Here is a 19,929-nt window from a genome sequence, read left to right as displayed (position 1 = left end):
GCGGCCGCGCCGGTCAGGAGACCGGACGGGCGTGTTCCAGCTTGATCGGCGCGTGCAGCGCCGAAACCTCGACAACCCCACGCTCCTCAAGAGTCACGTTACCGCCGACACCCTGGACCGAAGCGACCACCCCACCAGGAATGTTCAACGCCGTGCGCATCGTCGCCGGGTCACCGATCACCGTGATCGTGTACGGCGCCACCAAACGACGCCCCTCCACCACCAGCGTCCCGTTCTCGCCATCCAGGAAGAACGTCGACGCGATGATCCGCACCGTCGCCCGGTCACCGCCGGAGATCTGCATCGCCTCCGCGCCCGCGCCCCGCAGCTCCTGCACCGCGTCCAGCACCTGGTTCGCCGAGATCGGCTTACCACCGCTCTCGAACTGCACCGTCAGACCCGGCCCCACCGCCGGCAACGTACCCGCCAGGATGCCCAGCTCGTCCGCCCGCCGCGTCGCCTCGTCCAACGCCGCCTGACGACCCTGCTCACCCGAGCGCAACTGCCGCTGGCTGTCCTCCAACGCCCGGATGTCCTGCTGCAACCGGTTCTCCCGGGCATCCAGATCCGACAGGATCCGCACCAGGTCCTCCTGACGCGTCGCCCCCAGCGTCGGATCCGTCGACGTCGTCTTGAACTGCACCACCAGCGTGAAACCCAGCAACGCCAACAGCGCCACGATCATCACACCGGCCGTGCTCATCCGGAACCGACCCCGGGCAGCCGACGTCACCGGCGTCGCCGGCTCCTCGACCGACGCCGCCGACCCGCCCGACGGCGACACACCGCTCAGGTCCACCGTCGCGCCCTCGTCGACCCGCGCCACCCCGGAATCCTCGGCCGGCTCCCGCTCCGCCGGCACCTGTGGCGCCAACGGGCTCAACTCGTCCGGGTCCGGCGCATCCGGCCGCGGATCCGGCTCACCCGCCGGCCCACCCGGCCGCACCGGACCCGCCGGCTGCGGCCACCCCGTACCCGTCTCGGTCTGCTCGTCGCTCATCGCTGTCAAACCTACGCCCGGAACAGGTGCCGACGGATCGCCGCCACGTTCCCGAAGATCCGAACACCGAGCACGACCACCACACCGGTGGACAACTGCCCGCCCACCCCCAACTGGTCACCGAGATAGACGATCAGACCCGCCACCAGCACGTTCGAGATGAACGACACCACGAACTGCTTGTCGTCGAAGATCCGGTCCAGCTTCGCGCGCACGCCACCGAACACCGCGTCCAACGCGGCCACCACCGCGATCGGCAGGTACGGCTGCAACGCCGCCGGCACCGTGGGATCGAGCCACACACCGAGCACCACACCGGCGAGCAACGCCAGCACCGCGATCATCGGCCACCTCCGGAGGGGCTAACGGTCGCCGGAGAACCCGACGACCCGGGACTGCCGGACCGGACACCCGACGCGGAAGGGCTCGGACTGACCGGCGGCTTGGCGTAGCGTAGCTGCGGCTCCGGCGCCGCCGGCAGGGTGAGGTCGTCCGCCTCCCGCACACCGAACGACAGACCGGTCTTCTGCGCGACCTCCCGCATCAGATCCGCGTTCCGGCTGTCCTCGAACTTGCGCCGCAACGAACCCGGACCGATCGCCGACACCTCGTAGGGCCCCATCACCGGCCGGAAGTCCACCAGGATCGCCTCACCGGCCAACCGGATCGTCGACGTCGCGGTCAACCGCTGCCCGTTGATGGCGATCGCCTCCGCACCCGCGCTCCACAACGCGTTCGCCACCCCCTGCAGGTCGCTGTAGAGCACCCGGGACGGCCCCGCACCCGCGCCGGTCACCGCGTCCGCGTTGCCCGTCGCGTCCGCCAACCGCACCACCACACCGTCGCCGCGCACCCGCCCCAGCCCCGTGCCCGCCTCCAGGTCCCGCAGCCGCGCGGCGGCCGACCCGCTCAACGCGGCGTCCCGCTGCCGGCCGACCTCCTCGCGCAACTGGTCCGCGCGCGTCGACAACCGGTCGGTCTCGCTCACGCGATCCTTTATCTGCGCGACCAGCCCCGAGCGGGCCTGGCTGCGGCCCGGCTCGTCCGCCATGGTCTGCCGGTAGGCGACCGCAAAGAGGAAACCCAGCACCACCACCACGATCAGGCTGACCGAGCGCGCCGACCAGGAGCGCCACCCCTGCGGCGCCTCGGCCGGCCGCGACCGCCTGGCAGCCGCCGCGTCGGCGTATCCCGGGTCCAGCGGGTTGCGGAACAGTTCGGTGAGGAAGTCCGGGGCGTACACCCGCTCCGACCGGCTGCCCCCGGGCTTCGGCGCGCTCACGCCGCCGCCCCCGGGCCGCGCGCCGCACGGACCAGCCGTGCGGCCTGCACCACGTACATCCCACCGGCCACCCAGTAGAGCACCAGGCCCCACCAGGCCAGCCCCCAGCCGATCGCGGCGGCCGCCGTCTCCACACTGGTCGAGGCGGTGGCCAGCAGCAGCACCGGGAACGCGGCGAGCAGCAGGAACGTGGCGGTCTTGCCCACGTAGTGCACCGGCGGCGGCCCGTACCCGTAGCGGCGCAGCACCGCCAGCGAGCCGAGCAGCAGCAGCTCCCGGGCCAGCAGCGCCGCGGTGAACTGCCACGGCACCACCTCCCGGGCGGTGAACGCGATCAGCGTGGCGAGGATGTAGAGCCGGTCGGCGAGCGGGTCGAGCAGCTCCCCGAGCCGGCTCACCTGGCGCAGCCGGCGGGCGATCCAGCCGTCGACCCAGTCGGTCGTGCCGCCGATGGCCAGCACGACGACCGCCGCCACGTCGGCCCGGGCCACCAGGAAGAGGTACAGGAAGAGCGGCACGCCCAGCAGCCGCCCGAAGCTGATCAGGTTGGGCAGGGTGAGCACCTGGTCACCGGGGGTCTGATCGCCGGTGACTCGCGGATGCTCTGCCCGAGCCGGCCGACGCGACACCGAACCTCCTCCGCGGCACGCTCCGGCGCCCGGTCGACGTCGGGCGCGGCGGATGTCGTACGCGCTGTCGGGCCGGCCACCGCCGGCTCCCCTGCGGCCCCGGACGGGACCTCCCCTGACGCGGCCCGCGATCTCGATGATCACGGGCCGGCTGAGTGCGCTGCCACTATATCGGGCTCCCGCCCGCGCTCCGGGTGCCGCCGCGTGCTCCTTGGTGCGGCCCTGGCAGCACTGTGGCGTGGATCACCACGCGTAGAGCGTCCTAGGATACTAGTGGAAGACCGAGCCGGCCGGTTCAGGCCGTCCGGACCGCCGTGTCGGTCTGCTGCTCCGGGACGGCCTGCGTCGTCGCCGCCCGGCCGAACGCGAGCAACGCCACCAGCAGATCGTGCTGCGCACGCGACGGCATCCGGTCCAGCACCGCCTGCACCGCACGCTGGCGCCGCTCGGCCAGCTCCCCCAGCAGCGTCTGCGCGGCGGCGGTCGGCACCAACCGCACCTCCCGCCGGTCCCGCGGATCGGCCACCCGGCGCAGCAACCCCGTCGCCTCCAGGCGGTCACAGAGCCGGCTGGCCGAGGAGGGCACCACGTCCAGCAGCTCCGCCAGCCGGTTGACGTTGGTCTCCGCCCGGCTGCTGATCAGCATCAGGACCCGCAACTGGGTCGGCGGCACCTGGTGCCGCGACGCGGCCGACTCGAGGACGGCGATCAGCGTCTCGGCGGCCGCGTCGATCGCCGAGGCGAGATCCGCAGGTCGCTCCACCTGATGTCCCCTGCCGTCGTCGCGCTGGTGCCCGCCCACCGGATCCTGGACGACTTTCACCCGCCGTCCGGATCACGCGGGCCGTGCCAGTCCAAACAGACCACCACGGCGTCGTCGCGAAGATCGGAATCCACCAGGTAGGCATGCAGTTCGCGCATCACCGTACCAACCGCCTCGGTCGCCGGCTGCAACCGCGTGGCACGCAGGGAACGCGCCAGCACCCGCTGCCCGTACGGCTCCTGACCCGCGGGCTCCGCGGCCCACACCCCGTCGCTGACCACGAAGACACGGTCACCCGGCTCGAGCTGGAACTCCTCCACCTCGTAGCGGGTCTCGGCGAACATGCCCAGCGGCAGCTGCTGCTCCAGCTTCACCGGCTCGACCGCCGCCCCGCGCAGCCGGAACATCCGCGGCGAGCCGGCGTCGACCGCCCGCACCCGCCCGGTGCCGCTGTCCAGCTCCAGCAGCAGCGTCGCCACGTGCCGGCGACCCCGGTGCTGGTAGAAGACCGTGTCCGACGCCAGCTCCGCCTGCTCCACCAGACCACCTCCGGAGCGGCGCGCGTTGCGCATCGCGTTGACGGTGACCGCGGTGAGCAGCGACGCGGCCAGGCCGCTGCCCTCCCCGTTGAGGACCGTCACGGTGAGCCGGTCGCCGTCCAGGGACCAGTCGAAGTGGTCCCCACCCACCGTGTACGCCGGTTCCAGCTGACCCGCCAGGTGGAAAGCGCGGTGCGCGACGCTGCGCCCGGGCAGCAGGTCCCACTGCATCTCGGCGGCCATGCTGAGCCGCTCGCGGCGTCGGGCCCGCCGGTACCGGTCGGTCTCCCGGTCCGCGGCCCGCATGGCGACGCCGAGGATGCCCGCGATGTCGGTGGCGACGCCGGTGACGGTGGGGCCGGGCGTGGTGGGCAGCTCGATCAGCAGCACACCCAGCCGCTCCCCCCACACCGTCAGTGGCAGGTAGAGCCGGCACGGACCGTCCTTGGCGATGTCGTGCACCGGTTGCTGGCTGCTGAAACAGCGCTGCGCCACGGTGTGACAGGCCAGGAACCCGGCCGCCGGCAGGTCCGGGTCGAGCACCGGCCACAGACCGCTGATCCGGTAGTCGGCGACGAACACGTCGGTGCGCACCGCGCCCAGCGTCGAGCGGATCGCCCGGTCCGCGGCCTCCGCCAGCTGGTCGGGCGGGGCCTCGCGCAGCGCACGCGACACCACGTCCGGCGCGTCCACCATGGTCGTCCTCTCCAGAAACTTGCTACAGGGCAAGCATCATACGGACGCCCCCGGACAGGCCGTCGGCGCGGTGCCGCGGGGTCAGTCGGCGCCGCGGGTCGCGAGCACCCCGTGGAACGCGTCGGGCACCTCCGCCGGCGCGCCGTCCGGGCGCCACTGGTTGACCGGCACGACCCCGTCGGCCGTCGGCGCCCACCGACCCAGCAATGGCGCGAACGCGGCCGGCGGGCGCATCCGGAACGTCGGCCCCATCATCGCCAGCGCCTCCGGATGACCGGCCAGCTCCTCGGTGTCGAAATCCACGGCCAGCATGCTGCCCGGCGCCGCCGCCACGTACAGCTCGTCGAGGGTGCGGGCCAGCGTGTCGTCGTCGAGGAAGGCCGCGAGCCCCAGGAACACCACCCCGACCGGGCGACGACCCCAACCCGGGACGAAGCGGTGCAGCTGCGCCGGGTCGACGGTGCCGATGTCGGTGGCGTCTCCGTAGCCGTAGCCGGCCCGGTCGCTGCCGGCGAGGATGCGCTGCCCCAGCCGGATCGTGACCGGGTCGACGTCGGTGTAGAGCACGGTGGCCTGGGTGGCGACCTCGTGCACGTTGCCCATCGTGGGCACGCCCGCGCCGAACACCAGGAACCCGTCCACACCCTCCCCCGCCATGGCCCGCACCGCCCGACCGAGGAAGGCCCGCAGCTCCCGGAACACCGGCGCGCACGGTCCGTACGCCTGCTCGAACGCCGTCGCGGCCGCCACGTCGACCGGGAAGTGGTGGTCCCCACCGAGCCAGAAATCGATCATGCGGGCCGTGCTCGGCTGGTCCGGTTCACCCATCGACGACGCTCCCTCCGGGCTGGTCGTCGCCAGCGTACCGACCCGGACGCGCTGGGCGGTATCGCTCCGCCGAGCTGTCCCCGCCCGCGATACTGGCCCCGGCGGGAGGTGGACGGTGAACTCGGCGAACAGCGCGGCGGTGGTGGTCGGCGTGGACGGCTCCGAGCCGTCCCTGCGCGCGGTACGCCTCGCCGCCACGGAAGCCGCCCGTCGGCACCGGCCGCTGCGGGTCGTGCACGGGTTCATCTGGCCGCTGCTGCACGTGCCGGTCTCCCCCGCCCCGGACGCCCCGCCCGGCGGCGGGCTGCGTCACCAGGCCGAGGAACTGGTCGCCGCCGCGGTGGCCGAGGCCGAGGCCACCGCGTCCGGGCTGTCGATCTCCGGCGAGATCATCGACGGCGAGGCCGCCGCGGTGCTGGTGGGCGAGTCCCCCACCGCCGCGCTCATCGTGCTCGGCGACCGGGGTCTGGGTGGCTTCGCCTCGCTGGTGCTCGGCTCGGTGGCGGTGCAGGTCGCGGCGTACGCCGACTGCCCGGTGCTGGTGGCCCGCGGCGCGGAACGTCCCGACGAGCCGGTGCTGGTCGGGATGGACGGCTCGGCGGCGTCCCGGCTCGCCTTCGAGTTCGCCGCCGAGGCCGCCGTGGCGCGCGGTGTGCCGCTGCTGGCGGTGTACGCCTACGGGCACCCGCGCAGCACCGGCCCGGGCGACATGCAGCCCCTGGTGTACGACGAGGCGCGGCTGCACGGCGAGGAGGACCGGATGCTCGCCGACTCGCTGGCCGGGCTGACCGAGCGCTGGCCCGGGTTGCCGCTGACGTCGCGGGCGGTGCACGGGCGGCCCGGGGCAGTGCTCGCCGAGGCGTCCGGCGCCGCCCAGCTGGTGGTCGTGGGCGGGCAGGGGCGCGGCGAGGTGACGGGGTTGCTGCTGGGGTCGGTGAGTCAGTCGGTGCTGCACCACGCCCAGTGCCCGGTGGCCGTGGTCCGCAGCCCACGCTGACGTCGGGATTGGCCCGCGCTCAGACGGGTAGACGGGCGCGGTACGCCAACGGCGACGGACGAAGGAGGCAGCTGATGCCAGGACCACGGCCGGGCAGTAACGCGTACGACAAGCAGCGGGCGCGCATCCGTAACGCGATCGACGATTCGGGACGGCGGGTGCCCGACGGCAAGGCCGACCAGGTCGCCAACCGGATCCTCCAGGAGGATCGCGGTCAACGGGGCGTGGTGCGCGGCGAGCGCACGTACGGCCCCAAGGGCGAGCGCGAACCGGGCGACCCGAAGTGAGGAGGGTCGACCTGGCCGACGGCGCCATCGCGGGCGCCGTCGGCAGCACCGCGCTCAACGTGGTCAGCTACCTGGACATGGCTCTGCGGGCCAGGCCGGCGAGCAGCACGCCGGAGGACACCGTCGGCCGGCTCGCCGGGATCACGCACGTGGACCTGGGGACCGGGGCCCGGGCGGCCAACCGCCGCTCGGGCCTCGGCGCCCTGATCGGTTACGGGCTGGGCATCGCCGCGGGAGTCGCGTTCGCGCTCTACGCCAACGGCCGCCGGCAGCCGCTGCCGATGGCCACCGGGGTGCTCGGCGCCGGCGTCATGACGATGACCGACGGGTCCATCACCGCGCTGGGCATCAGCGACCCGCGTACGTGGCGGCGCTCCGACTGGATCTCCGACATCGTGCCGCACCTGGCGTACGGGCTGACGGCCGCCGCCACCTGGAACAGGTTGCGGCGGCCGTCAGGTCGCGGTCGTTAGACCGGGTTGTCGCTGTCGTCCTCGGCGACCGGCTCGGTCGTCGGGCCGTACGGCGACACCTGGCCCTTGGGCACCGGCCGACCCGCGTCACCGCGGGACGAGCCGCGGTTGAGCGGGTGCCCGGTCGGCTTGGGCCCCTTGCTGTCCTGACTGGTGGCTCCCTTGGCGTTGCGCCGGAGCTCCTCCTGCTGCGGGTTGACCACGGGTGTCTCCCTCCGGATACGGCGGCATCGACCGCCTCCACCGCAGGCATACCCACCCGACCCGGCGGCATTCCGGGCCGGCGCGGCGGCGGAAGGGCTAGCCGCCGCCGGGGCGGGTACCCAGCGGGCGTGGGCAACGACCGAACCGTGGCGCGGGTCCTGCTGGACCGGAGCAGCCGCACGTACGCGGAGGAGGCCGGCATCCGGCTCTCCGACCGACCCGGGCCGCTGTACCAGCTGCTGGTGCTGGCCACCCTGCTGAGCACCCGGATCCGGGCGTGCGTGGCGGTGGACGCCGCGCGGGAGCTGTTCGCCGCCGGCTACCGCACGCCGCAGGCGATGGAGGCGGCCAGTTGGCAGCAGCGGGTGGACGCGCTGGGCAGGGGCCACTACCGCCGCTACGACGAGCGGACGGCCACGATGCTCGGCACGGGCGCCCGCCTGTGCCTGGACCGCTGGCACGGCGACCTGCGGCGGCTGCACCGGGAGGCCGAGGGTGACCCGGCCGGGCTGCGCCGACGGCTCACCGAGTTCCCCGGCATCGGGCCCACGGGCGCCGACATCTACCTGCGCGAGGCGCAGACGGTGTGGTCCGACGTGCGCCCGTACGCCGACCGCCGGGCGCTGGCCGGGGCGAAGCGGCTGGGTCTGCCGGAGGCGCCGGACGGGTTGGCCCGGCTCGTCGACGAGCCGGACTTCGGGCGGCTCGCCTCGGCGCTGGTGCGGGTGGCGCTCGGCGAGGAGTCCGCGGGTGAGGTCACCCGCGCCGCCCGCTGAGCGCTCACTTCACCGTCTTGTCCCCCGGACGCGTCAGGTGCCACACCAGCAGCGCGGCGAGCAGCGCCAGGACCACGAGCCCGCCGGAGAGACCACGGCCCTCCTCGGGACTACGGCCGGCGGTTCCGAAGTAGATCACCGCGAGGCCGGCCAGCACCGTGACGAACGTCCGCAATCCTCGGTCCTTCACGTATCGCACCGTAAGCGGCGGAAATGCGCCAGCGGGTGGGTTCGGTGGTGGGGTCGCCCGTCCGGGTGACGCGCCCGCCGCCGGTCACCGCTCGGCGGTGAACCCGCGCAGGCGCACCCGGCGTACCGCCCGGTCGCCGACCTCCACCACCTCCAGGGTCAGGCCGGGCAGCCGGACCGTCTCCCCCGGTTCGCCGGGCAGGTGCCGCAGCCGGGCCAGCACCAACCCGGCCACCGTCGTGTACTCCTGCGAGAGCGGGAAACTCAACCGCACGCCCAGGTCGGGCAGGTCGTGCAGCGGAAACTCACCCGGCACCAGCAGCGACCCGTCCGGCTCCCGGATCACACCGCCGACGTCCCGGTCGGTCTCGTCGTACAACTCGCCGACGACCTCGGCCAGCAGGTCCTCCATGGTGATCATGCCGTCGATGCCGCCGTGCTCGTCGACCACCAGGGCAAGCTGCTGGTGCTCCTGACGAAGGTGGCGCAGGGCGTCGGAGACCGCCAGCGTGAACGGCAGCAGCAGCGGCGGGCGGGCCCGCTCCCCCACCGTGCCGTCGCCGGCCCGCACCAGGTCACGGATGTGCACCACGCCGATCACCTCGTCCAGGCCGCCGGCGCCGGTGACCGGCGCGCGGGAACGCCCGGCGGCGGCGAGCCGTCGCACCCCCTCGTCGACGGCCAGGCTCGCCGGCAGCGCGGTCACGTCCCGCCGGGCCACCAGGATCTCGCGCAGCGTCCGGCCGGCGATGTCGAACGCGCCGGTCAGGATCTCCCGCTGCTGGGCGGACAGCCCACGCTGGCTGACCAGCATCTCCCGCAGCTCCTCCTCGGTCATCTCCTCCCGGCTGGCCTTCGGGTTGCCGCCGGCCAGCCGGACGACCGCGTCGGTGGCGCGGCTCAGCAGCCACACCGCCGGCCGGGACAGCCGGGCCAGCAGGTCCAGCGGGCCGGCGCTGAGCAGCGCCCAGCGTTCGGCGCGCTGCATCGCCAGCCGCTTCGGGGCCAGCTCGCCGATCACCAGGGTGACGAACGTCAGCACCACCGTCACCAGCACCACGGCGGCGGGGCGGGCCGCCGCGCCGAGGAAGCCGAGCGGGGCGACCAGCGGCTCGGCCAGCGACACCGCGGCCGCCGCCGAGGCGAGGAACCCGGCCAGGGTGATGCCGAGCTGGATGGTGGCCAGGTATCGGTTCGGGTCGTGGGAGAGCCGCACCAGCCGGTCGCCGGCAGCGCTGCGCCGACCCAACCGCCGCAGCTGCCCCTCGCGCAGCGTCACCAGCGCCATCTCGCTGCCGGAGAGCGCGGCGTTGATCAGTATCAACACGGCCACCAGCGCCAACTGCCCGAGCTGAGCGCCCATCGCGTACCCCCGTCCACCGCCTCAGGCCACTCAACCGCAGCGGGGCCGGCTTCGGGTCCGGTTCCGGTCGTCCGGGCCGCGCTCAGTCGGTCTCCAGGTCGTCCAGGGAGATGGCGTGCGTCATCAGCCACCGGGCCAGCGCCGACATGCCGAACAGCCAGAGCGGGGCGGACTCGGTGGGGCCGTTGGTGGCGTAGACGGCGAACCGCAGGTCCGGGGCGCGGTACGCCTCGATCCGCCACCGGTGCTGCCGGTCCCGCCAGACCGCCGAAGGGTCCATGGCGTCACCGTAGGTGACGGTCGGTGCCGTGGTGGCGGTTACCGGGGGGCGGCGGACGCGGAGGTGACGACGATCCGGGCGTCGTCGGGCAGCCGGCGGGTCGCGCCCCGGCGGTCCAGCAGCTCCAGCAGTGGCACCGCCACCCGGCGGGTCGTGTCCAACGCCTGCCGGGCCGCGGAGAGGGTGAACGGCTGAGGCAGCCCGGCCAGCACCCGTACCGCGTCGTCGAGCGCGTCGGGCAGCAGCACCACGGAGTCGGCCAGTCGCAGCAGCGCGCCAGCGCGTACGGCGGCCCCGATCTCCCGGGGACCCAGGCCCAGGTCGACGAGGTGGTCCGCCTCGGGGGCGCGGAACGGCCGGTCGGCGTACTCGGCGCGGACCCGCTGCACCGCCCGGGCCACCGGCTCGGGCAGGGCGTTGGCGTTCGCCGCCCCCACCCGGCCGGCGTGGATCCGCAGCGGCGGCCGGACCAGCGCCTCGACCAGCGCCCGGTCCGGCAGGGCGAGGCGTTGGCGCAGGGCGTCGACCGGCATCCCCGGCTCCAGCGGGTGCTCCCGGGCGTAGCGGGCGACCTCCTCGGTCACCTGGTCGCCGAGTCGCCGCCAGTGCGCGGGATCGGCCAGCCAGTCACCGGCCACCGGCGCGGCGTCCACCGGCACGCCCATCCGGGTCAGGGTGCCGGCCCGTACCAGCCGGCGGCGGCGCAGTTCCCCGGCCAGGTCGGGTCGGCCGTCCAGGTCGGCGAGGACCTGCGCGCGGGCGGCGGCCGCGCCCCGGCGGCCCAGCGGCGGCGGGGCCACGTCCAGCACCCGCACCCCGCCGGACACGTGGTGCCGGCCCGGATCGCGCAGCAGCGCCCGGTCGCCGACCAGCAGCGGCAGCGGGCGGGCCAGCCGGAGCCGGACGGTGTCCGGGCCGAGCGGGCGGACCCGGACCGGCACCGCCGCCGAGCCGACGTGCAGGGTGAGGGTGGCCGGCAGGTCGGCCGCCGGATCGCCGGTGAGCCGGACGTCGACGAGGTCGGTGCGGTGGAACCGGCCCGGGGTGAGCAGCGCGTCCCCGCGGCCGAGCCGGTCGCGGGGCGTGCCGCGCAGGTTGACCGCCACCCGGGCCACCGCCTCCGCCTCCGGCCGGGCCTGGCCGAGGGAGTGCAGGCCGCGGACGCGGACCAGCTCGTCGGCGCCGGCCAGCTCCAGCTCGTCGCCGACCCGCAGCCGGCCGGCGCCCAGGGTGCCGGTGACCACGGTGCCGCTGCCCCGCACGGTGAAGCTGCGGTCCACCCAGAGCCGGACCGGATCGTCCACGGTGGGGGCCGGCAGCCGGGCGGCGAGCCGGTCCAGGGCGGCGCGCAGCTCCGGCAGGCCGGCGCCGGTCAGGCCGCTGACCGCCACCACCTCCACCGCGCCGAGACTCGTCTCCGCGATCTCGGCCCGCGCCCGGGCCGTCGCCGGCTCCGGATCGGCGAGGTCCGCGCGGGTCACCGCCAGCAGGCCGTACCCGACGCCGAGCGCGTCCAGCGCGGCCAGGTGCTCCGCGGACTGCGGCATCCACCCCTCGTCGGCGGCGACCACGATCAGCGCCGCCGGCACCGGGCCGACCCCCGCGAGCATGTTCGGCACGAACCGCTCGTGCCCGGGTACGTCGACGAACGCGACCGTGCCGCCGGAGGGCAACGTCGTCCAGGCGAACCCCAGGTCGATGGTCATTCCCCGGCGGCGTTCCTCGGCCCACCGGTCGGGCTCCATGCCGGTCAACGCCCGGACCAGCGTCGACTTGCCGTGGTCGACGTGCCCTGCGGTGGCGACGACGAACACGGTCAGTCGTCTCCGGGGACGCGCAGCACGGCCGCCCGGAGCGCCTCGTCGGCGTCGGCGGGCACGCAGCGCAGGTCGAGCAGGAGCCGGCCGCGCACCACCCGGCCGAGCACCGGCTGGTCGCCGGTGCGCAGCGGCGCCGCGTACCGCTCGGGCAGGCTCAGCGCCCACGAGTCCAGCTCCACGCCGGGCGCGCCGCCGCCGCCGACCACGGCGACCGCCGGCACCACCTCTGCCTTGCGGCCGTCCGCGCCGAGCCGGTCACGCAGCCGCTCCACGCGCTGGCGCAGGGCGCCCGGGTCGGCGTGCAGCGCCGCCCGGGTCGGCGTGTCCGGGCGGTGCAGGGTGGCGGCCAGCGCGGCCAGGGTCAGTTTGTCCACGCGCAGCGCACGGGCCAGCGGATGGCGGCGCAGCCGGTCCACCAGTTCGGCGTCGCCGAGCAGCAGCCCCGCCTGCGGGCCGCCGAGCAGCTTGTCGCCGCTGGCGGTGACCAGGGCGGCTCCGGCCCGCAGCGCGCTGGCGGCGTCCGGCTCGTCGGGCAGCAGCGGATCGGGGGCGAGCAGCCCGGAGCCGATGTCGGCGACCACCGGCACGCCCAGGGTGGCCAACTGCCGCACCGGGGTGGCCGAGGTGAAGCCGGTGACCCGGAAGTTCGACGGGTGCACCTTGAGCACGAAGCCGGTCTGCGGCCCGAGCGCGGCCGCGTAGTCGGCGAGGGTGGTGCGGTTGGTGGTGCCCACCTCCCGCAGCCGGGCGCCGGTGCTCTCCAGCAGGTCGGGCAGTCGGAAGCCGTCGCCGATCTCGACCAGCTCGCCGCGGCTGACCACGATCTCCCGGCCGGCGGCCAGCGCGGTGGCGGCCAGCACCAGCGCGGCGGCGCCGTTGTTGACCACGTGCACGGCGCCCGCGTCGGGCACGGCGGCGGCCAGCGCGTCGAGAGCGTCCCGGCCCCGGCGGGCCCGCCGCCCGGTGGTCAGGTCCAGCTCGACGTCGGTGTGCCCGGCGGCGGCCACGATCGCCGCGACCGCGGTGGGCGACAGCGGCGCCCGGCCGAGGTTGGTGTGCAGCACGACACCGGTGGCGTTGAGCACCGCGCGGGGGCCGGGCGGGGGCAACGCGGCGATGGCGGCGTCGCGGACCTCGTCCGGGCCGATCTCACCGCGGCGGGCACGCTCCTGCGCGCGGGCGACGACGGTCTTGACCCGGTCCCGGCCGAGCGTCGCGGCGGCGGCGGCCAGCCGGGGATCGGCGAGCAGCGTGTCGGTGCGGGGCACCCGGCGTCGCGGGTCCACCGGGCCGTCGCCCATCACGTCATCTCCTGCCGGCGTTGGCGGAGACGGACGGGAATCGAACCCGCCTGGCCCGGGTCCCGGACCACACCGGTTTTGAAGACCGGGAGGGGCACCAGCCACCTGAACGCCTCCATCGGACATTCGATCACAGCACGGGCGGGGCCGCCCGGTCAGGTGACGAATCCGTCCCAGCTCTCCGGGCCTCGACCCGCTCGCGTTGCGGCACCACCGTATACCGCGGGTCGCGGGCGGAGGCGACGCCGCCGTAGAAGATGCCGAACCGGGTCGCGACCGAGGCGGCCAGCAGCGCGGCGCCGGAGAACGCGCCCACCACACGGCTGCGCCGGCCGAGCAGCGCGCCGGCCACCCCGGCCGAGGTCAGCAGCCGGCCGGCGCGCAGCAGCCGACCGGGCCGGCCCCGCCGGTAGGGTTCGCTGAGCAGACCGAGGCGGGTCTCCACCCGGTGCGCGCCGAACAGTTCCAGGGCCGCGCCGGCCACCGCCATCCGACGGGCCGGCCCGGCCTCAGCCGGCGGCGCGGCGAGCAGACCCACGCCGGCGCCGCTGGCCAGCGCGCTGCCCGCGAAGATGACCGGCAGCTCCGGGTACGCCTCATGCCACGACGGCACCGCCGTGTCCGCGAGCAGCACCCCGGTGTACGTGGCCAGCGCGGGCGCGGTGCCGGCGGCGAGCAGCCCGGCGGCGTGCCCGACCGGCGGCAGCGCCCGGCGGGCGAGCCCGAGCAGACCGTGCCGGGGCAGCCAGCCGGCGGCCTCGGCGATCGCGGCGACCCCGGCGGCCGGCCCGAACGCGGTGAGGACCCAGGTGCCCACCGACATCGGCGAGGTCGGCTTGGCGACCCGCAGCATGTGGTGGAACCGCGCCGGCCGGCCCAGGTCCTTCACCAGGAAGACGGCGCTGGCGCCGACGGCGCCCAGTGCGGTGACCCGCCCGGCCCGCCGCAGCGCCGGCCGGCCGGTGAGCTGCCCTCCCGCGGCGAGCAGCGACGAGCCCGCGGCCAACCCGCCGGTGAACAGGTACGCGGCGATGTCCCACTTCCAGACCGGCGCCTTCAGGATGGGCCGGCCGTAGTACGAGGTGAACTCGGCCTCCGGCACCCGCAGCTCCTCGCCGCCACCGCGTCCACCACGCCGGCGGCCGGCCCGCCGGCGGTTCGGGTCGCCGTTGCGCGGGGACAGTTCCGCCCGCGTGTCGGTGCCGCTCGGTCCACCGTTCGCGGTCGCGGCTGGTGCGTCGCTCGCGGTCGCCGCCGTCGCGCCGTCCGTCTCGGCGGCGGGGTCCGTCGTCCCCGGTCGGTCGGCGGCCAGGCGGTCGCGGAAGCGACGGAACAACTCCCCCACCTCGGGGCGGTGCGGACTCACGAGGAACCTCCGACGAACGCGGCGACGGTCGCCGCCGCCATGGCGAGCGCCGCGAGTCCGGCGCGTTTCCACATCTTCGGCAGGTCCCGGGTCGTCACCACCGGATCCGGCGGCAGGCCGTACACCTCCGGCTCGTCCAGCAACAGGAAGAACGCCCCGTCACCACCCACCCCGTCATTCGGATCATGACCGTACAGGCGCGCCTCCGGCACTCCCCGCTCGTGCAGGGTCGCGACCCGCGCGGCGGCCCGCTCCCGCAGCTCGTCCAACTCGCCGTACTGGATCGACTCGGTCGGGCAGGCCTGGGCACACGCCGGTGTCTGTCCTGCGCCGAGCCGGTCGTAGCACAGCGTGCACTTCCACGCCCGACCGTCATCCTTACGCTGGTCGATCACGCCGTAGGGGCAGGCGGAGATGCAGTAACCGCAGCCGTTGCAGATGTCCTCCTGCACCACCACGGTCCCGAACTCCGTCCGGAACAGCGAACCGGTCGGGCAGACGTCCAGGCACGCGGCGTGGGTGCAGTGCTTGCACACGTCCGACATCATCAGCCAGCGGAAATCAGCGCGCCCCTCCGCGCCGGTGCCCCGCCCCGGTGGCTGCGCACCCGGCATCCCGAGGAACTGCGGTCCCGCGCCGGCGTCGCCCGACCCCTGCCCGTGGCGCGGCCGCTGGCCGGCGTCGATCGGGTCGCCGAGCACGTCTGCCGGGCCGCTGGTGGCCATCCGGGCGGCGGCCGACGGTGCACCCGTCGGCAACCCCGGGTCCGTGCCGGTCCGGTTGCCGGTGCCGGCCGCGACGGCGGCCGACGCCGCGCTGACCGGCTCTCCGGTCGGCGTCCCCGTGAACGGCGGGCTGCGGTGCCCCGCCGGAAGGGGCTGCTCGATGAACGCGACGTGCCGCCACGAGTTGGCGGTCAACGCCCCGGTGTTGTCGTACGACATGCCGAGCAGGTCCAGGCCGGAGCCCGGCACGTTGTTCCACTCCTTGCAGGCCACCTCGCAGGCCTTGCAGCCGATGCAGACGCTGGTGTCGGTGAAGAACCCCATCCGCGGCGGCGCCGACGACCAACCGGCGTCCGGCGCCGGATCCAGCGGGCCGTACAGGCTGTTCGGGTCAGGAATCACCGCGTCCCTCCCCATCGCTGTCGGCACCACTGTCGATGGTGACCGCCGGGGCGTTGCGGCCCGGAGTGATGCCGGCCCGCCGTTGGTACTCACCCACCAGGTCGAGCAGCGCCGACCCGGTGGGCCGGCGGCCGGGCCGCACGTCGCAGGTACCGATCTTGCTCTCCTGGATCAGCACGTTCGGGTCGAGGCTGATCCCGAACAGGTCGTTGGCCGAGTCGCCGGTCACCAGACCCTCGAACCCGAAGTGGTACGGCAGCCACACCTGGTGGATGATCCGGCCGTCCACCCGCAGCGGGGTGAGCCGGTCGGTCACCAGCACCTTCGCCTCGATGACCGCGCGACCGCTCACCAGGTGGGCCCAGCCCAGGTGCGCGAGCCCGACCTCGGCGGCCAGCTCCGGGGACACCTCGACGAACATCTCGGGCTGCAACTCGGCCAGTGGACGGACGGTCCGGCTCATCCCGCCGGCGGTGTGGTGCTCGGTGAGCCGGCTGACCGTGAACACGTACGGGAACACCTGACTGTGCGGCTCCGGTGGGCTCGGGTTCACCGAGTTCACCGGATGCGCGTACGTCTTGCGGGTCGGGTTGGCCTGCTGCCGGTAGAGCGGGTTGCGCACCGGCGACTCGACCGGCTCGTAGTGCGTCGGCATCGGCCCGTCCAGGACACCGCTCGGCGCGTACAGCCAGCCCTTGCCGTCGCCCTGCATGACGAACGGGTCGTCGCCGGCTATGCCCTCCGTGCCGGAGGCACCCTGCGGCGGCCGGTACGACGGCGGTTTGGTCTTCTCGAAGTCCGGCACGTCGTAGCCGGTCCACTCACCCTTCTCCGGGTCCCACCAGACGTAGCGCTTACGCTCACTCCACGGATTGCCGTCCGGGTCCGCGGAGGCACGGTTGTAAAGGATGCGCCGGTTCGCCGGCCACGCCCAGCCCCACTCGGCGGCCACCCAGTCCTGCTCGTGGCGGGACTTGCGCCGGGCCGCCTGGTTCACGCCGTCGGCGTACACCCCCGTGTAGATCCAGCAGCCGATCGCGGTGGAGCCGTCCTCGCGGGCCTCGGCGAACGAGGACAACGGGCGGCCGGTCGCCACGTCGTACCCGTTGATCTCCCGCAACACCGACTCGGCGCTCGGCTCCGCGCGCGGGCCGTGCGTCGGGTAGTCCCAGGTGAGGTCGAGCAGCGCGCGGTCGCGTGGCAGGTCGGAGCCGGCCAGCTTCTCCCGCAGCTTGAGCCCCAGGTGGTAGAAGAACCACAACTCGGAGCGCGCGTCGCCTGGCGGTTCGACGGCCTTCTCGCGCCACTGCAGCAGCCGCTGCGTCTGCGTGAACGTGCCCTCCTTCTCCACGTGCGAGGCGGCGGGCAGGAAGAACACCTCCGTGCGGCACTCTTCGGGCACGATCTCGCCGGTGGCCACCTCGGGGCCGTTCTGCCAGAAGGTGGCGCTTTCGATCATGAAGAGGTCCCGGACCACCAGCCAGTCCAGGTTGGCCATGCCCAGACGCTGCGCGCGGCCGTGCGCCGAGCCGACCGCCGGGTTCTGCCCGAGCAGGAAGTACCCCTTGATCTTGCCGTCGATCATGTCCAGCACCTGCTGGTAGGTCCCGTGATCACCGGTCATCCGCGGCAGGTAGCCGTAACAGAAGTCGTTCTCCGGCGTCGCCGCGTCCCCCCAGTACGCCTTCAACAGACTGGCGGCGAACGAGCGGGCGTTGCCCCAGAAGCCCTTCTGCCCCGGGTGCCGGATGCTGTCGACCCACTCGTCGAACGTCGGGTGGTCCGCGTGGTGCGGCATCGGCAGATAGCCCGGCAGCAGGTTGAACAGCGTCGGGATGTCCGTCGAACCCTGGATGCTGGCATGCCCGCGCAGGGCCATGACCCCGCCGCCCGGACGGCCCATGTTGCCCAGCAGCAACTGGATGATGGCACCGGTGCGGATGTACTGCACGCCCACGCTGTGCTGGGTCCAGCCCACCGAGTAGATCAGCATCCCGGTGCGTTCCCGGCCCGAGTTCCGGGTCCAGGCCTCGGCCAGCTCCAGGAACTTCTCCTGCGGGATGCCGCAGACCCGCTCCACCATCTCCGGCGTATAGCGCGCGAAGTGTCGCTTGAGGATCTGGTAGACGCAGCGCGGATGTTGCAACGTCTCGTCCCGCCGGGTCTGCCCGCCCACCTCGGCGCCGTGCGACTCGTGGCGCAGACCGGCGGCGGTGTCCCGCTCCTTGGCGGTGTGCCCGCTGCCCGAGGAACCCTCGTGCCCCTCGTACTGCCAGCTGTCCTGCACGTAGCTGCCGGTCTCGGGGTCGAAGCCGGAGAAGAAGCCGTCACCGTCCTCGGTGTCGCTGAACTGCTCGCTGACGATCGTCGCCGCGTTGGTGTACGACAGCACGTACTCCCGGAAGTCCAGCTCGTTGTCCAGGATGTAGCGCACCACCCCACCGAGCAGCGCGATGTCCGTGCCCGCGCGGATCGGCAGGTACGAGTCCGCCACCGCACTGGTACGCGTGAACCGCGGGTCGACGTGGAAGACCTTCGCGCCGCGCCGCTTGGCCTCCATCACCCACTGGAAGCCCACCGGGTGCGCCTCGGCCATGTTGGAGCCCTGAATGACGATCACGTCGGAGTGGGCGAGGTCCTGCTGGAACTGCGTCGCGCCGCCACGACCGAAGCTGGTCCCCAGACCGGGGACGGTGGCGGAGTGTCAAATACGGGCCTGGTTCTCGATCTGGAGCGCCCCCATCGCCGTGAACAACTTCTTGATGAGGTAGTTCTCCTCGTTGTCCAGCGTCGCCCCACCCAGGCTGGAGAAACCCAGCGTCCGGTTGAGCGGCCGGCCCGCGCTGTCGACGTCCTCCCAGGTCTGCTCGCGAGCGGCGAGCATCCGGTCGGCGATCATGTCGAGCGCGGTGTCGAGCTCCAGATCCTCCCACTGCGTCGAGTACGGCCGGCGGTAGCGGACCTTCGTCTGCCGCAGCGGACTGGTCACCAGGCTCTTGCTGGCCGCGCCCTTCGGACACAACCGCCCCCGCGAGATCGGGCTGTCCGGGTCGCCCTCGATCTGGCTGACCTGCCCGTCCTTGACGAACACCCGCTGAGCGCAACCGACGGCGCAGTACGGGCAGACCGAGCGGGCCACGCTGTCGGCGGCCTCGGTGCGGGCCGTGAGCTCCGCCGAGCGGGCGGATTGCGCCGCGGCACCCCGGCCCAGCGGGTCGGTGCCGGTGAGCTGCCGGTAGACCGGCCAACCCTCGATAAAGGTACGCAGACCCATGCCCGACACCCCCTCCCACGCGAGCGACCCCATGAACATAGGTCAACCGAGGCATGTTCGCGAACCGAGGACCCGGTCCCCCGTACAGACAGCGCCGCCCCCGGCTGGTGGGCCGGGGGCGGCGCTGGTGTCGGTGTGCAGGTCGCCTCTCGGCGAGTGGCACGACGCGGCTCCAGCCGAACGGTATTCCGCGAAGGCGATATTAGGTGAGGCCCCGGGGACACTGAGTCACACCGACACTGTCCACAACCAGCCAACCCCCCGACTTGTTCCCCCGCGCCGGCTGGCTGCTCGCGGCCGCCGCAGATCTTGGACAGTTGCCGTTCGAGCGTGACGGAAACTGTCCAAGATCCGGTCGTGATGGTTGTGGAGATGCCGCTGGCCGGCACCCCGGTGAGGGGTGCCGGCCAGCGGCTGTGCTGCGGTTTTTTGTGGGTCAGCTGTTCCAGTGCTGGGCGACGAGGTCGGCAGCCTGCTGCTCCCACTGGGCGTAGGCGTCGGGGTAGGCCGAGACCTGCACGGTCTGCGCGGCGTCGGTCAGGGCCATGTCCTGCCACCCGTCAACCTGCTTCAGGCCCTTGAGGAACGCGGTCGTCGAGTACTCGGGGTCGGTGATCTGCTCCGGCGTACCCCAACCCGAACTCGGCCGCTGCTGGAACAGGCCCAGCGAGTCGTGGTCGTTGCTGTCGCCGAGGTGGCCCAGGTTCTCCAGCTTCGACTCCTGCAGGCTCGTCG

The 19,929-nt window shown here is 73.8% G+C and carries 20 protein-coding genes, 1 tRNA gene and 1 pseudogene; 4 read left to right on the top strand and 18 right to left on the bottom strand.

The window, feature by feature from the left end:
• Nucleotides 1–13 precede the first annotated feature (13 nt).
• The 7 genes from DKT68_RS17995 to DKT68_RS17965 form a co-directional block, all read right to left on the bottom strand.
• Nucleotides 14–1,000: a DUF881 domain-containing protein gene (locus DKT68_RS17995; protein ID WP_109818571.1), complete on the bottom strand. Its 987-nt coding sequence runs from the start codon at nt 998–1,000 to the stop codon at nt 14–16.
• A gap of 11 nt (nt 1,001–1,011) precedes the next feature.
• Nucleotides 1,012–1,344, bottom strand: coding sequence for a small basic family protein (locus tag DKT68_RS17990; RefSeq protein ID WP_007460356.1), 333 nt, complete (start codon nt 1,342–1,344; stop codon nt 1,012–1,014).
• The gene (locus tag DKT68_RS17985) at nt 1,341–2,282 is read right to left on the bottom strand and encodes a DUF881 domain-containing protein (RefSeq protein WP_109818570.1); all 942 of its coding nucleotides are present in this window, start codon (nt 2,280–2,282) and stop codon (nt 1,341–1,343) included. The genes DKT68_RS17990 and DKT68_RS17985 overlap by 4 nt, the downstream gene beginning before the upstream one ends.
• Nucleotides 2,279–2,911, bottom strand: coding sequence for a CDP-alcohol phosphatidyltransferase family protein (locus DKT68_RS17980; RefSeq protein WP_109818569.1), 633 nt, complete (start codon nt 2,909–2,911; stop codon nt 2,279–2,281). The genes DKT68_RS17985 and DKT68_RS17980 overlap by 4 nt, the downstream gene beginning before the upstream one ends.
• 295 nt (nt 2,912–3,206) lie before the next feature.
• Nucleotides 3,207–3,674: a MarR family winged helix-turn-helix transcriptional regulator gene (locus tag DKT68_RS17975; RefSeq protein ID WP_109818568.1), complete on the bottom strand. Its 468-nt coding sequence runs from the start codon at nt 3,672–3,674 to the stop codon at nt 3,207–3,209.
• A gap of 56 nt (nt 3,675–3,730) precedes the next feature.
• Entirely contained in the window at nt 3,731–4,909 is a 1,179-nt protein-coding gene (locus DKT68_RS17970) for a PP2C family protein-serine/threonine phosphatase (protein ID WP_109818567.1), read from the bottom strand.
• Between the two features lie 81 nt (nt 4,910–4,990).
• Nucleotides 4,991–5,737, bottom strand: a complete 747-nt coding sequence (locus DKT68_RS17965; protein WP_109818566.1) for an SAM-dependent methyltransferase — start codon at nt 5,735–5,737, stop codon at nt 4,991–4,993.
• A 115-nt stretch (nt 5,738–5,852) separates the two neighbouring features.
• On the opposite strand from DKT68_RS17965, the gene DKT68_RS17960 reads away from it, so the two are divergent.
• The 3 genes from DKT68_RS17960 to DKT68_RS17950 all read left to right on the top strand — a co-directional run bounded on the left by DKT68_RS17960 (nt 5,853) and on the right by DKT68_RS17950 (nt 7,494).
• Nucleotides 5,853–6,734 carry a universal stress protein gene (locus DKT68_RS17960; RefSeq protein WP_109818565.1) on the top strand — a complete coding sequence of 294 codons (882 nt, stop codon included), beginning with the start codon at nt 5,853–5,855 and terminating at the stop codon, nt 6,732–6,734.
• A 74-nt stretch (nt 6,735–6,808) separates the two neighbouring features.
• Nucleotides 6,809–7,021 carry a phosphatidylethanolamine-binding protein gene (locus tag DKT68_RS17955; protein ID WP_109818564.1) on the top strand — a complete coding sequence of 71 codons (213 nt, stop codon included), beginning with the start codon at nt 6,809–6,811 and terminating at the stop codon, nt 7,019–7,021.
• Nucleotides 7,018–7,494, top strand: coding sequence for a hypothetical protein (locus tag DKT68_RS17950; RefSeq protein WP_109818563.1), 477 nt, complete (start codon nt 7,018–7,020; stop codon nt 7,492–7,494). The genes DKT68_RS17955 and DKT68_RS17950 overlap by 4 nt, the downstream gene beginning before the upstream one ends.
• Here the strand turns inward: DKT68_RS17950 and DKT68_RS17945 are convergent.
• Nucleotides 7,491–7,697, bottom strand: a complete 207-nt coding sequence (locus tag DKT68_RS17945; RefSeq protein ID WP_109818562.1) for a hypothetical protein — start codon at nt 7,695–7,697, stop codon at nt 7,491–7,493. The two genes, DKT68_RS17950 and DKT68_RS17945, sit on opposite strands and share 4 nt — an antisense overlap.
• A 129-nt stretch (nt 7,698–7,826) precedes the next feature.
• Here DKT68_RS17945 and DKT68_RS17940 point away from each other — a divergent pair, with 129 nt between their 5' ends.
• A complete protein-coding gene (locus tag DKT68_RS17940; protein WP_109818561.1) occupies nt 7,827–8,474 on the top strand; it encodes a hypothetical protein in 648 nt (215 codons plus the stop codon).
• 4 nt (nt 8,475–8,478) lie between these two features.
• Here the strand turns inward: DKT68_RS17940 and DKT68_RS17935 are convergent, their stop codons facing one another.
• The 10 genes and pseudogenes from DKT68_RS17935 to DKT68_RS17890 form a co-directional block, all read right to left on the bottom strand.
• Nucleotides 8,479–8,664 (bottom strand): hypothetical protein, encoded by a 186-nt coding sequence (locus tag DKT68_RS17935; RefSeq protein WP_109818560.1) that lies wholly within the window; start codon nt 8,662–8,664, stop codon nt 8,479–8,481.
• Nucleotides 8,665–8,748: 84 nt separating this feature from the next.
• Nucleotides 8,749–10,026, bottom strand: coding sequence for a hemolysin family protein (locus DKT68_RS17930; RefSeq protein ID WP_109818559.1), 1,278 nt, complete (start codon nt 10,024–10,026; stop codon nt 8,749–8,751).
• 82 nt (nt 10,027–10,108) lie between these two features.
• Nucleotides 10,109–10,306: a hypothetical protein gene (locus DKT68_RS17925; RefSeq protein WP_109818558.1), complete on the bottom strand. Its 198-nt coding sequence runs from the start codon at nt 10,304–10,306 to the stop codon at nt 10,109–10,111.
• Between the two features lie 38 nt (nt 10,307–10,344).
• The gene (selB, locus tag DKT68_RS17920; protein ID WP_109818557.1) at nt 10,345–12,120 is read right to left on the bottom strand and encodes a selenocysteine-specific translation elongation factor; all 1,776 of its coding nucleotides are present in this window, start codon (nt 12,118–12,120) and stop codon (nt 10,345–10,347) included.
• 2 nt (nt 12,121–12,122) lie between these two features.
• Nucleotides 12,123–13,427: an L-seryl-tRNA(Sec) selenium transferase gene (gene selA, locus DKT68_RS17915; protein WP_109818556.1), complete on the bottom strand. Its 1,305-nt coding sequence runs from the start codon at nt 13,425–13,427 to the stop codon at nt 12,123–12,125.
• 21 nt (nt 13,428–13,448) lie between these two features.
• A tRNA-Sec gene (locus tag DKT68_RS31005) sits at nt 13,449–13,544 on the bottom strand.
• A 13-nt stretch (nt 13,545–13,557) separates the two neighbouring features.
• Nucleotides 13,558–14,610 carry an NrfD/PsrC family molybdoenzyme membrane anchor subunit gene (gene nrfD, locus DKT68_RS17910; RefSeq protein WP_109818590.1) on the bottom strand — a complete coding sequence of 351 codons (1,053 nt, stop codon included), beginning with the start codon at nt 14,608–14,610 and terminating at the stop codon, nt 13,558–13,560.
• Nucleotides 14,611–14,789: 179 nt separating this feature from the next.
• A complete protein-coding gene (locus tag DKT68_RS17905) occupies nt 14,790–15,917 on the bottom strand; it encodes a 4Fe-4S dicluster domain-containing protein (RefSeq protein ID WP_109818589.1) in 1,128 nt (375 codons plus the stop codon).
• Nucleotides 15,910–19,194: a formate dehydrogenase gene (gene fdh / locus DKT68_RS17900; protein ID WP_269089860.1), complete on the bottom strand. Its 3,285-nt coding sequence runs from the start codon at nt 19,192–19,194 to the stop codon at nt 15,910–15,912. Before fdh ends, DKT68_RS17905 begins: the two co-directional genes overlap by 8 nt.
• A gap of 436 nt (nt 19,195–19,630) precedes the next feature.
• Nucleotides 19,631–19,929 (bottom strand): annotated as a pseudogene (locus tag DKT68_RS17890) (hypothetical protein); the annotation flags it as partial.

Source organism: Micromonospora acroterricola (assembly GCF_003172955.1).
Taxonomy (GTDB): domain Bacteria; phylum Actinomycetota; class Actinomycetes; order Mycobacteriales; family Micromonosporaceae; genus Micromonospora; species Micromonospora acroterricola.
The sequence above is the reverse complement of the archived record's forward strand: the minus strand, read 5'-3'. Positions and strand labels throughout refer to the sequence as shown.